This is a genomic window from Methylobacterium durans (genome assembly GCF_003173715.1).
In the GTDB taxonomy this organism is placed as follows: Bacteria; Pseudomonadota; Alphaproteobacteria; order Rhizobiales; family Beijerinckiaceae; genus Methylobacterium; species Methylobacterium durans.
Window position 1 is genome coordinate 3,939,715 of record NZ_CP029550.1, and the last position, 14,808, is coordinate 3,954,522.

Annotated in this window: 14 protein-coding genes and 1 riboswitch; of the genes, 8 read left to right on the forward strand and 6 right to left on the reverse strand. The window is 69.2% G+C overall.

Annotation, left to right across the window (positions count from 1 at the left end; translation table 11 throughout):
- Positions 1-171 precede the first annotated feature (171 nt).
- On the reverse strand, positions 172-2,064 hold the full coding sequence (gene thiC / locus DK389_RS18015; RefSeq protein ID WP_109896530.1) for a phosphomethylpyrimidine synthase ThiC: 1,893 nt from the start codon (positions 2,062-2,064) through the stop codon (positions 172-174).
- Positions 2,065-2,135: 71 nt separating this feature from the next.
- Positions 2,136-2,244: riboswitch (TPP riboswitch) on the reverse strand.
- 48 nt (positions 2,245-2,292) lie between these two features.
- Here thiC and DK389_RS18020 point away from each other — a divergent pair.
- The 3 genes from DK389_RS18020 to DK389_RS18030 all read left to right on the forward strand — a co-directional run bounded on the left by DK389_RS18020 (position 2,293) and on the right by DK389_RS18030 (position 4,804).
- The gene (locus tag DK389_RS18020) at positions 2,293-3,168 is read left to right on the forward strand and encodes an alpha/beta hydrolase (RefSeq protein WP_335645477.1); all 876 of its coding nucleotides are present in this window, start codon (positions 2,293-2,295) and stop codon (positions 3,166-3,168) included.
- A gap of 66 nt (positions 3,169-3,234) precedes the next feature.
- Complete coding sequence (locus DK389_RS18025; protein ID WP_109891575.1) at positions 3,235-3,606, forward strand: restriction endonuclease; 372 nt, start codon at positions 3,235-3,237, stop codon at positions 3,604-3,606.
- A gap of 109 nt (positions 3,607-3,715) precedes the next feature.
- Positions 3,716-4,804: an acyltransferase family protein gene (locus DK389_RS18030; protein ID WP_109891576.1), complete on the forward strand. Its 1,089-nt coding sequence runs from the start codon at positions 3,716-3,718 to the stop codon at positions 4,802-4,804.
- A 2-nt stretch (positions 4,805-4,806) separates the two neighbouring features.
- Here the strand turns inward: DK389_RS18030 and DK389_RS18035 are convergent, their stop codons facing one another.
- Positions 4,807-5,658, reverse strand: a complete 852-nt coding sequence (locus DK389_RS18035; protein WP_109896532.1) for a type 1 glutamine amidotransferase — start codon at positions 5,656-5,658, stop codon at positions 4,807-4,809.
- 260 nt (positions 5,659-5,918) lie between these two features.
- Here DK389_RS18035 and DK389_RS18040 point away from each other — a divergent pair, with 260 nt between their 5' ends.
- Both DK389_RS18040 and DK389_RS18045 read left to right on the forward strand, forming a co-directional pair.
- Positions 5,919-8,126, forward strand: a complete 2,208-nt coding sequence (locus DK389_RS18040) for a transglycosylase domain-containing protein (RefSeq protein ID WP_109891577.1) — start codon at positions 5,919-5,921, stop codon at positions 8,124-8,126.
- Positions 8,127-8,264: 138 nt separating this feature from the next.
- Positions 8,265-9,818 carry a GGDEF domain-containing protein gene (locus DK389_RS18045; protein WP_162560716.1) on the forward strand — a complete coding sequence of 518 codons (1,554 nt, stop codon included), beginning with the start codon at positions 8,265-8,267 and terminating at the stop codon, positions 9,816-9,818.
- 6 nt (positions 9,819-9,824) lie between these two features.
- Here DK389_RS18045 and DK389_RS18050 read toward each other — a convergent pair whose 3' ends face one another.
- Entirely contained in the window at positions 9,825-10,664 is an 840-nt protein-coding gene (locus tag DK389_RS18050) for an aldo/keto reductase (protein WP_109891579.1), read from the reverse strand.
- A gap of 267 nt (positions 10,665-10,931) precedes the next feature.
- Here DK389_RS18050 and DK389_RS18055 point away from each other — a divergent pair, with 267 nt between their 5' ends.
- Genes DK389_RS18055 through DK389_RS18065 form a run of 3 tightly spaced genes read left to right on the forward strand, consistent with a single transcriptional unit; the run spans position 10,932 to position 12,693 of the window.
- Positions 10,932-12,026: an adenylate/guanylate cyclase domain-containing protein gene (locus DK389_RS18055; protein WP_109896534.1), complete on the forward strand. Its 1,095-nt coding sequence runs from the start codon at positions 10,932-10,934 to the stop codon at positions 12,024-12,026.
- On the forward strand, positions 12,023-12,223 hold the full coding sequence (locus tag DK389_RS18060; RefSeq protein WP_109891580.1) for a hypothetical protein: 201 nt from the start codon (positions 12,023-12,025) through the stop codon (positions 12,221-12,223). The genes DK389_RS18055 and DK389_RS18060 overlap by 4 nt, the downstream gene beginning before the upstream one ends.
- Before the next feature lie 2 nt (positions 12,224-12,225).
- Positions 12,226-12,693 (forward strand): YaiI/YqxD family protein, encoded by a 468-nt coding sequence (locus DK389_RS18065; protein WP_109891581.1) that lies wholly within the window; start codon positions 12,226-12,228, stop codon positions 12,691-12,693.
- Between the two features lie 24 nt (positions 12,694-12,717).
- Here the strand turns inward: DK389_RS18065 and DK389_RS18070 are convergent, their stop codons facing one another.
- From DK389_RS18070 to DK389_RS18080, 3 genes are all read right to left on the reverse strand, one after another.
- Positions 12,718-12,963, reverse strand: a complete 246-nt coding sequence (locus DK389_RS18070) for a BrnA antitoxin family protein (RefSeq protein ID WP_109891582.1) — start codon at positions 12,961-12,963, stop codon at positions 12,718-12,720.
- 4 nt (positions 12,964-12,967) lie between these two features.
- Positions 12,968-13,192, reverse strand: coding sequence for a hypothetical protein (locus tag DK389_RS18075; RefSeq protein WP_109896536.1), 225 nt, complete (start codon positions 13,190-13,192; stop codon positions 12,968-12,970).
- Positions 13,193-13,431: 239 nt separating this feature from the next.
- Positions 13,432-14,751, reverse strand: a complete 1,320-nt coding sequence (locus tag DK389_RS18080; protein ID WP_109891583.1) for an MFS transporter — start codon at positions 14,749-14,751, stop codon at positions 13,432-13,434.
- Positions 14,752-14,808 lie beyond the last annotated feature (57 nt).

Below are 14,808 nucleotides of genomic sequence, written 5' to 3' on the forward strand. Positions count from 1 at the left end.
TCGGGCCGATGCAGGCAATGCGCGCCGGATTCGGCCCGGCACATCTTCTGATTTCAATTTCGCGGATACTCGCGCCGCCAGCGAAAGGCGGCGCCGGAACGGAAACGGCCGGCCCGGGGCCCGAGGGCTCCCGGCCGGCCGCTGGCCGATGTCATCGATCGTCGGAGGCGACTATTCGGCGGCGTCGACGTAGAGTTTGCCGCCCTCCGCCAGGAATTCCTCCGACTTCGCCCGCATTCCGGCCTCCCGCTCGGCGCTCGACATCACCGGGGCCGTGTGGATGACCTCGCCGGCCTCCTCCATGGCCAGAACCTCGGCGCGAAGATCTTGCGTGATCTTCATCGAGCAGAATTTCGGCCCGCACATCGAGCAGAAATGCGCGACCTTGTGGGCATCCTTCGGCAGGGTCTCGTCGTGGTAGCTGCGCGCCGTATCCGGATCGAGGGACAGGTTGAACTGGTCCTCCCAGCGGAAGTCGAACCGCGCCCGGGAGAGGGCGTCGTCCCGCACCTGCGCGGCCGGGTGTCCCTTGGCGAGATCGGCGGCGTGGGCCGCGATCTTGTAGGTGATGACGCCAACCTTGACGTCGTCCCGGTTCGGCAGCCCGAGATGCTCCTTCGGCGTCACGTAGCAAAGCATTGCCGTGCCGAACCAGCCGATCATCGCAGCACCGATGCCCGACGTGATGTGATCGTAGCCCGGCGCGATGTCCGTCGTCAGCGGACCCAAAGTATAGAAAGGCGCCTCGCCGCATTCGCGCAGCTGTTTGTCCATGTTGACCTTGATCTTGTGCATCGGCACATGGCCGGGGCCCTCGATCATGACTTGGCAGCCCTTGTCCCAGGCGATCTTCGTCAGCTCGCCGAGCGTCTCGAGTTCCGCGAACTGCGCCGCGTCGTTCGCGTCCGCGATCGAGCCCGGCCGCAATCCGTCGCCCAGCGAGAACGAGACGTCGTAGGCCCGCATGATGTCGCAGATCTCGTCGAAACGCTCGTAGAGGAACGATTCCCGGTGCCCGGCCAAGCACCAGCGCGCCATGATCGAGCCGCCGCGGGAGACGATGCCGGTGACCCGCCGGGCCGTGAGCGGCACTTGCGCCAGGCGGACGCCCGCGTGGATCGTGAAGTAATCGATCCCCTGCTCGGCCTGCTCGATGAGCGTATCCTTGAACACCTCCCAGTCGAGCTTGAGTGGATCGCCGCCGACCTTCTCCAGCGCTTGGTAAATCGGCACTGTGCCGATCGGCACGGGGGAGTTGCGGACGATCCACGAGCGGATGTTGTGGATGTTGCGGCCGGTCGACAGGTCCATCACCGTGTCGGCGCCCCAGCGGGTCGCCCAGACCAGCTTCTCGACTTCCTCCGCCGCCGACGACGTCACGGCCGAATTGCCGATGTTGGCGTTGATCTTGACGAGGAAGTTCCGGCCGATCGCCATCGGCTCGACCTCGGTGTGGTTGATGTTGGCCGGGATGATGGCCCGCCCGAGCGCGACCTCGTCCCGCACGAATTCCGGCGTGATGAAGGGCGGCAGCGCCGCGCCGAAGCTCTCGCCGTCGGCGAGCTTGGCCTCGGCCTGCTCCAGCATCGCCTCGCGGCAGAGGTTCTCGCGGTGGGCGACGTAGATCATCTCCTCGGTGATGATCCCTGCCCTCGCAAACTCGTACTGCGTCACCATCTGGCCCGCCGCGGCCCGGCGCACGACGCGCTCGGCGGGGCAGGGGGCCACGAGCTTGTCCTCGCCGACGAAGCCGTTGTCCTCGGGCTTGACAGCGCGGGGCTCCACCGCCGCGTAGCCGCGCTTGGCGATCCACGGCTCGCGCACGCCCGGCAGGCCGGCATGGAGGTCGATGCGCGCATCCGCCTCGGTGTAGGGGCCCGACGCGTCGTAGACGCGCACCGGCGCCTCCTTGGGGTCGGTCAGCACGATCTCGCGATAGGGCACGCGGATGTCGTCGCGGCCCGCGACGGTGCCGTAAACTTTGCGCGAGCCGGTGACCGGACCGGTCGTCACGGTCTCGGGGCTGCCCTTCGGGAGGTCTTTGGGTCGGACGGGTGCGTTCATCGTGGATCTCTCCTGGCGTTGGAGCGATCCGAACTCGTCACAGGTCAGAATGGGCGCGGCCGCCTTGTCGTCTTGCCGCGAGTTCCCGTCCCTCCGCCGGTATGAGCCGGATCAGGTTCAAGGGTCAGGACGTAGCGTCCTATCTCAGCCCCCTGTCTCGGGGCTCCCCTCGGAACGGTTCAAATCTTTACGGGCCGCGGCCCTTTGTCAATGCGCGGATGTTTCGGCTTGGCTCGGAGAGCCGGCCGCGCCACCGTGCGGCCGATCCGCATGCGCATCCTCAGCCTGATCCTCGCCGCGGCCGCCGGCCTCTACGTTCTGGCCATTGGCCTGCTCGCATTCTTCCAGCGCACCCTCATCTATCCGGGCGCCTTCACCGCGCCCCGTGCCCTCGCGAGTGTGGAACCGCCCGCCGGAGCCCAGACGGTGAGGGTGGCAACTGCGGACGGCGAGACGCTGCACGGGCTCTGGCGTCCGCCTAGGCCTGGTTGCGGCGTCGTGCTCACCTTTCACGGCAACGGATCGCGCCCGGAGCCGCATGCGGAGCGCTTCTCGGCCGATGCTTGGGCACGGAACGGCTGGGGCGTCCTCGCCATCGCCTACCGGGGCTACCCGGGCTCGACGGGAAGCCCCAGCGAGGATGGCCTCATCGCGGACGGGGAGGCGGCGTACCGGGAGATCAGCCGTCGTGCGCCCGGGGCGCCGGTGCTGCTCCACGGCCACTCCCTCGGGACGGCGATCGTCGCGGCGCTCGCCCGCACCCACACGGCAATCGGCCTCTATCTCGAGGCGCCCTTCGATTCGATGAGCGCGATGGTGCGGCTGCGCTTTCCCTTGGCCCCGCCCTGGCTTCTCCGGGACACTTACCCGAACGACGAGCGCCTCGCGGGGGCGACGATGCCGGTCTTCATCGTCCACGGCCTGTCGGACCCCGTGATCCCGATCGCCAATGGGCGCTCGCTCGCGACAGCCATCGGGCCGGCGGTCCGGTTCGAGGCCGTGCCCGGCGACCACGTCTCGATCCTCGGGAGCCGGGACGCGGAGGCCGAAGCCCTCTTCCGCGATCGCATCGGTGCCGCGTGCCGGTCCGTCCCGGCGGAATGACGCGGCGCCTCCCGATCGGCTCGCGGCGCCTCATATGACGGGGGAGAAGCGAGGAGGGGCTGACAGGTGGGACGACGAGCCGGGCGCTGGCGCGACGACGATCCGACGACGCACGGCCCCCGCTCGCCCGACCCGGTCACCTGTCCCCTGTGCGAGCGCACGATCCCGGCCCGGGCCCGATCGAGCCTGCATCACCTCACCCCGAAGCTGAAGGGCGGGACCCACAAGGGCACGGTGCGGCTGCACCAGATCTGCCACTCGGCCATCCACGCCCGCTACAGCGAGGCCGAGATCGCGCGCCGCCTCGCGGATGTCGACGCGCTCCGCCAGGATCCCGAGATCGGCCGTTTCGTCGAATGGGTGCGCAGCAAACCCGACGATTTCCACGCGGCTACCCGGATGACCCGCGATCGTCGCGGCGCGAAGCGCGACCGCTAGCGCCGTTTACCCCGCGTTTCGCATGTGGCTGGACGGCCCCGGCGCGTGGCAGCCTCCATTAAGGCTCCTGCGCACAGGCTCCGAGACTTGCGAGCGACGGAGCGGCGAGATGGGGTGGCAGGGTACGGCGAAGGGGCGGCCCGACGAGGCGATGCGGCTCGCCTGGGTCGACGTCGCCAAGGGCCTCTGCATCGTGCTCGTCGTGATGATGCACGCCACGATCGGCACCGGCGAGGCGATGGGCAGCGAGGGTTTCCTGCACCCGGTCGTCGCCTTCGCGAAGCCGTTCCGGATCCCGGATTTCTTCCTGCTCTCGGGGCTGTTCCTCGGCCGCGTCATCGACCGCGATTGGCGCCTCTTCGCCGACCGCCGTCTCGTCCATTTCGCCTATTTCTACGGGCTCTGGGTCCTGATCCAGTCGGCGGCCAAGTACGGGCAGATCACGGACGGGGCCGGTCCGTCCGCCTTCCTCGCCCATCTCGCCCACGCGCTCGTCGAGCCCTACTCGACGCTGTGGTTCATCTATCTCCTGGCCGTCTTCTCCGTCCTCACGAAGCTCCTCAGGCGCGTGCCCGCGCCCGTGCTCCTCGGCTTCGCGGCCTTGCTCCAGATCGTGCCGATCGCGACCCATTCGTACCTCGTCGAGGAATTCTGCGCGCGCTACGTTTACTTCCTCGCGGGTTACCTGCTGGCCGGGCGGATCTTCGCCTTCGCCGACGCCGTGCGTGCGCATCCCCGGCGCGCGCTCGCGGCACTCGGCCTCTGGGCCTGCGCCAACGCCTATCTCGCTTTCGCGCCGTCGCCGCTGCCCGGCTTTCCGACCCTCGCGAGCCTGCCGTTCGTCAGCCTCGTCCTCGGCAGCGCTGGCGCGCTCGCCATCGTGGCGGGCGCCGCGCTGCTCACGCAGGCGGGCGGCCGACTGACCGCGGCCCTGCGCGCCTGCGGACGCCGCTCGATCGTCATCTACCTCGCCTTCTTCCTGCCGATGGCCGCGACGCGCACCCTCCTCGTCAAGACCGGATTCGTGACCGACGCGGGTCTCGCGAGCGTGATCGTGACGGCGGTAGCCATCATCCTTCCCCTCTTGTTTGAGCGGTTGATCCGCGGAACGGCGCTCGATGTCCTGTTCCGCCGGCCAAGCGCCTTCCACATCGTTCCGGAGCAACGCCGCGTGACGCCCGCGTTGCGCGCGGCCTAAGATCAGCGGCGCGCCCGCGGACGAACGAGATGGTCGAGGAAATTCGCGATCTCTCGGCGGCGGCTCAACGCGTCGAGGACCTCCGATCCGATGCCGTGACGCCAGGCGAGGTCGGTCCGCTCGCGCGGTCCCCGGTGCAGGTCGTCCAGATCAGCCGCGAAAGCCTCGACATCCGCCCGGTTGCGGCAGAACCGGGCCTCGATCACGTCCTCGGCCTGGAGGCGCAGCATCGCGCCGAGCTCGTCGAGATCGAGTTCCGGATGATACTGCGTGCCCCAGAACACGCCTGCTCCGCGCCGGATCTCGATGGCCTGCACATCGAGGAGCGCATTCGAGGCGAGAACGTCCGAGTTCGGCGGCGGCGCGATCACCGCGTCGAGATGCATCGCCGGTGCGTCGTAGGCGGCGGGGCGGCCCGAGACCAGCGGATGCCGCCGGCCCGAAAGCGTCGGCATGATCGCGCGTGCAAAGCCGTATTCCGGTCCGCGCGGATTTCGGCCGGCGTCGCCCCCCGCCACGGTCGCCGCCACCTGCACGCCCCAACACGAGCCGAAGACGGGAAGCCCGGCGTCGAGAGCCGCGCGCATGAGTTCGCGTTGACGGCCCACTTCGGGCCGAGCCTCGGTCACGTGCAGCGCGGAGCCGGTGAAGATCAACGCATCGAACCCCGCGAGATCCAAACCACTCGGCAGCGCAACGTCCGCATCGGCCGGATTGATGAGTGTGCAGGCGAGGTCGGTGGCGAGCGTCTTGAGCAGGGCCGCGTACGCCTGCGCCGAGGTCTTCCCCGTCGCGCGGACGTGATTCTCGCGGCCGTCGCGGGCGTTCCCGTCCGCGACGAGACAATGCAGCATCGGCTTCGTTTCCGGTTCAAAGAAGACCGCCCGGCGCGGGCGCATCGAGCTTCCGGGAACGGCCTGGCTTGGTTCCCGTTCCGGTAGCTCGGCACGACGTGACGCCGCAGATGCGGCCGCTCCGCGGTTAACGGAATCCGAATCCGACCGGTTAAGGACCCTTAAACCCGCCGTATTTAGCGTGCGGAACCGGGGCCGCTCGGGCCGGGGCCGCTGATGCGCGGCGCCGTCCGAGGTCAGCCCAGGACAAGACGGGACGCATGGCGAGAGGACGTGGACGGACCGGCCGGGATGAGCCGAACTTCGACGTGCCGGAAGGGCGGGTCGCGAGTCCGGGCTCCCTCGACCTCCGCCTCTCGCGGGACGACCGGGCAGGGGGCGGCGTGGCGGCGAAGCGCGGGACGGACGGGCAGGCTCAGCGCGGGCGGGGCGGAGCGGTACCTCCGGGCCGTCGGTCTGCTCCGGCGCCGCGGAAGGCGACCAAGCGGCGCGGCTCGTTCCTGGCGCGTCTGACCTATGCCTGCGTCGTCCTCGGTCTCTGGGCGGTGATCGGACTTGCCGGGCTCGTCGCCTATCACGCCTCGCAGCTTCCGCCGATCGATCAGCTCGCCGTGCCGAAGCGGCCGCCCAATATCGCGATTCTCGCGAGCGACGGCTCCCTGCTGGCCAACCGCGGCGAGACGGGCGGCCGGGTCGTCGGCATCAAGGAATTGCCGCCCTACCTGCCCCGCGCCTTCGTCGCCATCGAGGATCGACGCTTCTACAGCCATCTAGGCGTCGACCCGGTGGGCATCGCCCGCGCCGTCGCGCAGAACCTGACCCGTCGCGGCGTCGCGCAGGGCGGCTCGACCCTGACGCAGCAGCTCGCGAAGAACCTGTTCCTGACACCCGAGCGCTCCGCCTCGCGCAAGATCCAGGAGGCGATCCTCGCCCTCTGGCTGGAGCACAAGTACAGCAAGGATGAGATCCTCGAGCTCTATCTCAACCGCGTCTATTTCGGCGCCGGCGCCTACGGCGTGGAGGCGGCGGCGCAGCGCTATTTCGGGAAGCCTGCGAAGAGCGTGAGCCTCGCCGAGGCTGCGATGCTCGGCGGCCTCGTCCAGGCGCCCTCCCGGCTCGCGCCGAACCGCAACCTGCCGGCGGCGCAGGCCCGCGCGGCGCAGGTGCTCGCCGCGATGCAGGATCTCGGCTTCGCCAAGCCGCAGGACGTCAAGGTCGCGCTCGCGCAGCCGGCGCGGCCGGCGAGCAGCCGCGGCGGCGGCTCGGCGAACTACGTCGCCGACCTCGTGATGGACGTCCTCGACGATTACGTGCCGAAGTTCGACACGGACATCGTCGTGCAAACGACGGTCGACACCGGCCTTCAGGCCGCGGCCGAGAAGGCGCTCGTCGATGAACTGAACGCCAAGGGCGGCCGCTACAATGTCGGCCAGGGCGCCCTCGTCTCGATGCGCCCGGACGGCGCCATCCGGGCGCTGATCGGCGGTCGCGACTACGCGCAGAGCCAATTCAACCGGGCGACGACGGCCAAGCGCCAGCCGGGCTCCTCGTTCAAGCCCTTCGTCTACCTCGCCGCCGTCGAGCGGGGCGCCACGCCCGACACGGTCCGCGAGGACGCGCCGATCCGCATCGGCAACTGGCAGCCGGAGAATTACTCCCACCAGTACGAGGGCGCGGTCACCCTGCGCAATGCGCTGGCTCTCTCGCTCAACACCGTGGCGGTGCGGCTCGGGCAGGAAGTCGGGCCGAAGGCGGTGGTTCAGACGGCCCAGCGCCTCGGCATCACCTCGCCGCTTCAGGCCAACGGCTCGATCGCTCTCGGCACCTCGGAGGTAACGCCGCTGGAGATGGTCGGCGCCTATGGCGCCTTCGCCAACGGCGGCACGGGCGTCATTCCCTACGTCGTCACGAGCGTGAAGAGCACGGACGGCAAGCCGCTCTACAAGCGCGGCGAGGGCGGCCTCGGGCGCGTCATCGAACCGAACGCGGCCGGCATGATGAACGCCATGATGCACGAGACCTTCGTCATCGGCACTGCAAAGAAGGGCGATATCCCGGGCTGGGATCTCGCCGGCAAGACCGGCACCAGCCAGGATTTCCGCGACGCATGGTTCATCGGCTACTCCGGCAACCTCGTCACGGGCGTCTGGCTCGGCAACGACGACGGCGAGCCGACCAAGAAGGCGTCCGGCGGCAACCTGCCCGTGGAGATCTGGAAGACCTACATGATGGTCGCTCTAAAGGGTCAACCGCCGGTCCCGCTCCCCGGCATGAACCGCTGGCGGAAGGGACCCGAGCCCACGGCGACGGTTGCTGCCGCCGGCGGCCCGGTGGGCGGTATTCTCGGCACCATCCTGGGGGAGACACAACCTGCGCCGCCGCCGCGCCAGCAGACGAGCCAGCGCCAGCGCGGCCCGAGCCAGGACGATCGCAACTTCCTGGAAAAACTGTTCGGCCTCGGCGAATAGTGTCCGCCTCGTCTCGGGCGTTCAGATCTCGTTGAGCATAGGCGCGGCTTTTCCGACACGCATCGGAACCCGGTAGGTCTTCGCTCACTGGTTGTTGTTTGAATGGCGCCAGCAGCGGGGAGGGGTGGGGCAGGCTCCATGCGAGTGCGTTGGGTCTACGCCGCCAGGGCGCATCTGGAAGACCGGGCCTCGCGGCTCATCGCGATCCTGGGCGTCAGCGTCACCGCCGGGCTCTGCGCCCTCGGCTTCTACCTGATCTGCGATTTGCGCGACGGCGCCTGGCACCAAGCCCAGCAGAATGCCCAGAACCTGCTGAGCCTGATCGAGCAGAGCATCTCGCGCAACGTCGAGATGTACGACCTCTCCCTGCGGGCGGTCGCCGAGGGTGCAACGCATCCGCGGATCACGGAACTCGATCCGGAGTTGCGCCGCCTCACGCTGTTCGACCGCTCCGCGACGGCGTCCGGGCTCGGCATGATGATCGTGGCCGACGAGACCGGTCGCATCCTCATCGCGTCCGATCCCTCGGCCTCGCTGCAGGCCAATCTCTCCGAGAACCCGGATTTCAAGGCCCTGAAGGCGGATCCGGCCCTCACCCTCGCGGTCAGCGGCCCGCGCATCTCGCGGGTGAGCGGCACGCCGATCATGGCGCTGAGCCGGCGCATCACCAAGCCGGACGGTTCCTTCGGCGGCGTCGTCAGCGGCGCCATTCATCTCTCGTATTTCCGGGCCCTGTTCGAGCGGCTGCATATCGGCCGGGGCAGCGCCATCAACCTGTTCCAGGCGGACGGAACGCTCATCGTCCGGCACCCGTACCAGCCTCAGAACGTCGGGCGCAGCATCGCGGGGGGCGCCACGTACAGGCAGTTCAAGCAGGCGGAGCGGGGCGTCATCGTCGAGCGTTCGGCGATCGACCGCCAGATGCGCCTCTACGCCTTCGCCCACCTCGCCAACCTGCCGCTCCTCGTCGACGTGGCGGTCAGCGCCGAGAGCATCCGGGCCACGTGGTGGCCGCGGGCGCAGATGGTCATCGCCCTGACGCTCGGCCTCAGCGCCGCGACCCTGAGCCTCACGCTGCTCCTGCAGCGCGAGATCGTCCGGCGCGCGGCGGCCGAGGCCTCCTCGCGCGCCGCGACGGAGGAACTGGCGACGCTTGCACTGACGGATAGCCTGACCGGCTTGGCCAATCGGCGCCGCTACGACGATTTTCTCGCCAAGGAGATGCGTCGGTCAGGACGCACCCGAACGCCGCTCTCGCTGATCCTGATCGATGCCGATCGCTTCAAGCTCTACAATGACCAGTTCGGCCACCAGCGTGGCGACGCCGTGCTGAAAGCGGTGGCGGCCTGCCTGATGCAGCACGTGGATCCGCTCGAAGCGCTCGCCTGCCGGGTCGGCGGCGAGGAGTTCGCGGTCATCATGCCGGGCGCGGGCGCTGCCGAAGCACGCGCCATCGCCGAGCGAATCCGCCGGGAGATGGTGGTCCGCCAGATCCCGCACGCGGACGAGGTCGGCGGCGCGGTGACGCTCAGCATCGGCGGAGCCACCCGGGTGCCGGCCCTGAGCGACAATCCGGAGACGCTTTTTCGCGAGGCTGACGCGGCGCTCTACGAGGCGAAGCGCAGCGGCCGCAACCGAGTGCGCTTTTCCGAGGCGCTGGCCGATCCGAGGCCCCTGACGCGCAGCGCCTGACGCTCCTCACAGCATCGGCAACGTCCGAGGTCGCCGCCCCCGCGGAAATTGCGCCTCGAGGGTCGCGATCTCGGCCTCCGTAAGCTTGAGATCGCGCGCCGCCGCATTCTCGACCGCGCGCTCGGCGCGGCCCGTCTTCGGGATCGAGAAGGTGTTGTCGAGGCGGGTGAGGAAGGCGAGCGCCACCGCGTGCGGCGTGGTCTCATGCGCCTGCGCGATGCCGCCGAGCACCCGCCCGTCGGTGCTCGCCGGATCCGGAAAATCGCCGCTGCCGAAGGGTGAGTAGCCGACCATCGCGACGCCGTTCGCCGCGCACCAGGGGATCACCGCGTGCTCGATCGAGCGCTCCCGCAGGTGATACAGCACCTGATTGCAGGCGATCCGATACGGGCCGGCGATGCGCAGAGCCTCGTCGAGATCGTCGACGTCGAAGTTGCTGACGCCCCAGGCGAGGATCTTTCCGTCCCGCCTCAGATCCTCGAACCCCGCGATCGTCTCCTCCAGAGGGTGGCTGCCGGGCCAATGCAGCAGGTAGCAGTCGAGCCGGTCGGTGCGCATCCGCCGGAGCGATTGCTCGCAGGCTCTCACGACCCCGCGGCGCGTGGCATTCCCGGGAACGACCTTGGAGACGAGGAACACCTCCTCCCGCAATCCGTCGATCGCCTCGCCGACGATCGCCTCGCCGTCGCCGTACATTTCGGCTGTGTCGATGTGCGTGAGCCCGGCATCGACGCCTGCGCGGAGCGCGGCGACCGCCTCCGACCAGGCGGTGCCGTCGATGCGCCACGTGCCCTGGCCGATCACCGACACCTGCCGTCCCGTCGAGCCGAAGCCGCGTGTGTCCATGCCTGCCTCCTCGCGCGCCGATCTCGGGATCCGCCGGAAGGGCCGGTACGGCCGCCGACAGGCTGGCGCGCCGCGTCCTTCCTGCCGCCCCGCGCTTCATCCCGCGCCTTATTCGCGCCATCATGCGGGAATGAGCAATGGGCATCGGCGCGCGGCGGCGATAACTTTAGGCCAAGGACGTACCGTGTTCCCCGCCGTCTCCCCCGCACGCCAGATCGATCCCTGCGCGGTCCGGCCGGCCCGCGGCGCGCGGTGGAGGGCCTGCTGATGCTGCCGCAGCACCGCTGGTTCTGGGTCCTGATGCTCCTCGCCTGCGGCGGGGCGGGCCTTCTCTACAACATCCTGTTCGCGGGCGGCGCGACTCCGCTCGCGGGCCTCACCTACGGGCTCTGCGTCGGCGCGGCTGGCCTCGCTTTCGACCGCGGCCTGATCCTCGCCGGTCTCCAGGCCCGGATGCGGCGCCTGCCCGCGATGCTCTACGTGCCCGCAGCTGAACTCGCCTACGTGCTGATGATCGCGCTCGGCATCGCGTTCGGCGGATTCGTGGTCTGGAGCTTCGGGCTCACCGACGATTCGCTGCAGACGGCGGTGAAGATCACGCCCCGCGTGCTCGCCTACTCGCTCGCGGTCTCGGCGCTTCTCGTCTTCGTGGTGCGGATGCGCGACCTGATCGGCGGCGAGGTCTTCGTGAACTTCCTGGTCGGGCGCTATCACAAGCCCGTGCGGGAGGAGCGCATCTTCCTGTTCCTGGACGTGGTGGGCTCGACGGCCTTCGCGGAGACGCACGGCGATCTGCGCGCCCAGGCCTATCTCAGCGCGGTCTTCGCGGCGCTTGCCGAGCCGGTACGCCGCAACGCGGGCTCGACCGACGACTATATCGGCGATCTTGCCATGATCACGTGGCCCATGGCGCGCGGCCTCAAGGACGCGCGCTGCGTCACCTGTGTTTTCGACGTGCGCGACCGCATCGAGGCCGAGGCTGAGGCCTGGAAGGCTCGGTTCGGCACGGTGCCGCGCCTGCGGGCAGCTCTGCACGGCGGCTCCGTAGTGACGGCCGAAGTCGGTGTCGACCGGCACAAGATCGCGTATTTCGGCGACGCGGTGAACGTGACGTCCCGCATCGAGTCTCTCTGCCGACCGCTCGGCGCCGAGATCCTGATCTCGGAGGATCTGCTGGCCCGCCTCGGCTCGCTGCCGGCCGGCATCGTGGCGCGCTCGCTCGGCGCCCACACCGTGCGCGGGCGCGGTCAACCGCTCTCGGTCGCGACGCTGGAGCGCTCGGCGCCAGCGGTCGCGCGTGAGGCGGTCGCACCGCTGGCAAAACCGGATTCTCCGCAGCGTGTTGCATCGAGCGCGAGATGATGGTCGACCCGGCCGGGATGACCTGGCGCACGCCGCTGCGCCTTGCGATCCGCTTCGGATTGCCGATCGTCGGGATCGTGATCGTGGGCCGCGCCATCGTCGCTTCGATTGGCGGCGCCATCGAGCGCGGGCATTTCGCCCTCGGTATTCTGCTGATCACTCTCGGCTTCGCCTCTCGGATAGTACGGGGACGATAGGAATGGCCGCCGAGATCGCGATCTATATCGACGCCGATGCCTGCCCGGTGAAGGACGAGACCTACCGGGTCGCGGGCCGCTACGGGCTGCGTGTCTACGTGGTGGCGAACAGTTTCTTGAACTTGCCGCGCGAGCCCTGGATCGAGCGGGTCGTCGTCGGGGATGGCTTCGACGCCGCGGACGACTGGATCGCCTCCCGCGCCGGCCCCGGCGCGATCGTGATTACGGCCGACGTCCCTCTCGCCAGCCGCTGCGTGCGGGACGGCGCCACGGTGCTCGCCCCGACGGGCAAGCCCTTCACCGACGCCTCGATCGGTCTCGCGCTCGCGACGCGCAACCTGATGCAAGACCTTCGCGAGAGCGGCCTCGTCACAGGCGGGCCGAAGCCCTTCTCCGCACGCGATCGCTCGGCCTATCTCGGTGCTCTCGACCAGGCGGTGAACCGACTACGGCGGGCCGCTGCCCGCTGAGACGCTGCCGGCGGCCATCCTGGCTCAGACCCCCGCGAGCTTCTTCAGGGCGTCATTGATCCGGTCCTGCCAACCGGGACCGTCCTTCTGGAAGTGCTGCAGCACTGCGCTGTCGACGCGCAGCGTCACGCTCTCCCGCGCTCCCGGCACGGCGGGCCGCGAGGGCGGCGCGGCCGGCTCCGATGCGGCCGGCTTCGTCGTCACGGATCGGAAGGCGGCCTCGGCGGCCTTGCGCGGATCGCTGGTCCGGCGGCTGCGGTCCATCGCCATCGCCTCACTTGCCCTTGCGCTTCTTCGGCGCGGGCGGCGCCGCTGCCCGAGCCTCGGCATCGGCCGCCTCCTTGGCGAGGCGCAGGGCGCGGAGCTTCACGGTCCGCTCATCCACGGCCTTGATCGCCGCAACGTGCTCGGCCATCGCCTGCGCGCCCTCCTTGGCCATGCGCTGGGCGCGCTCGGCGCGCTCCTCGGCCTTGGTGCGGACTTCGCTGTCCTGGCTCATCGATGTCCTTTCCGATGCCTCGTCGAGGGAGACGGCCATGCGCATGCACGCGGCGCGGCCGAGGGGACGAGGCTTCGATCGCGCCGGCCTGGAGGGGAGGGATGGGGCGGCCGGCGGTGCTGTCCTCACACCCGTCACGCGGATGCATGCAGGCGGGATGGGCCTGTGTAGCACGGACGCAGCGGGCAAGGCGAATTGTGGTGCAATCCGTTCACCACGAAATATGACGCCGCCTTTCCCTATGCCGTGGCGGGCGTCGGCATGATCGGTCCGGCGTCGCCGTCCGTGCGCGCCCTCTCATCGAAGCCGCGGCTCTCCGGCATCAGGAATAGATAGCCGACGAAGCCGAGCGCGGCGATGCCAGCGAGGGACAGGAAGGCCGTCGAGAACCCGGCCGCGACGATGATCACCCCGGCCAGCGTGGCGCTGAAGGAGGCGCCGAGTCCCTGTGCGGTGGCTACGGCGCCCTGCGCGACGTTGAACCGCCCGGTCCCGCGGGTGAGGTCGGCGACGACGATCGGGAAGAGCGCGCCGTAGATGCCGGCCCCGATCCCGTCGAGGCATTGCACGGCGACGAGCCAGAACGGGTTGTCCGACATGGTGTAGAGCACGCCGCGCACCGCCAGAACGCCGAAGGCCACGAGGAAGATCGGCTTTCGGCCGATCGTATCGGCCTTGGCGCCGACGAAGACCGCGACAGGGACCATCACGCACTGGGCGGCCACGATACAGACCGCGATCAGGGAGGTCGCGTGGTCCTTGCCAGAGATCTTGGTGAGGAGTTGGCCCACGGACGGCAGCATCGCCGCGTTGGCGAGATGGAAGGCCGTGCACAGAACCGCGAAGACAAGGAGATACTTGTTCTGGAGAAGGGCTGTGAGCCCCGAGGGTTGCTCGCAAGTCTCGTGCTGCGCGCAGTCGAGTCCGCGTGCGAGGTCGTCGTCGATCGCCTTGGCCGGAATCATCAGCATGGCGACGATCGAGGCCGCGGCGAGGATCGCCATCAGCCAGAACACGACGATCGGGCCGAAGAAATAGGCGGTCGAGCCAGCGATGGCGGCCGAGGTGGCATTGCCGGCGTGGTTGAAGCCCTCGTTCCGGCCGATCCGCTTAGAGAACATCTTCGGCCCGACGACGCCGAGCGTGATCGCGGCGAGCGCCGGCGGGAAGACGGCGCCGGCGATGCCGGCAAGCGACTGGGTGGCCGCCACGAGGTAGAAATTCGAGACGAACGGCAGGATCAGGCAGCTGAGGGTCACCGCCACGGCTGCGGCGATCACGATCGCACGTTTGTGATGGGTGCGATCGATCAGCGCGCCCGCCGGGGTCTGCGCGATCAGACCGGCGATGCCGGCGATCGTCATGACGATGCCGATCGTCGCCTCGTTCCAACCCTGTTCGGGCCCGCGCACCGCGAGGAGATAGATCGCAAGGTACGGACCCAGGCCGTCACGGACGTCGGCGAGGAAGAAGTTGAGCGCGTCGAGGCCACGAAGGACCCGTGCGGAGGGCTCGCGCACGGAATCGGTCGCCGCAGCGACACCACCAATATCCGACATGGCCGTTTCCCCTATCGCGCGGAAAAAGGCGGCCCAATCGCGGACGCGCACCTCCGA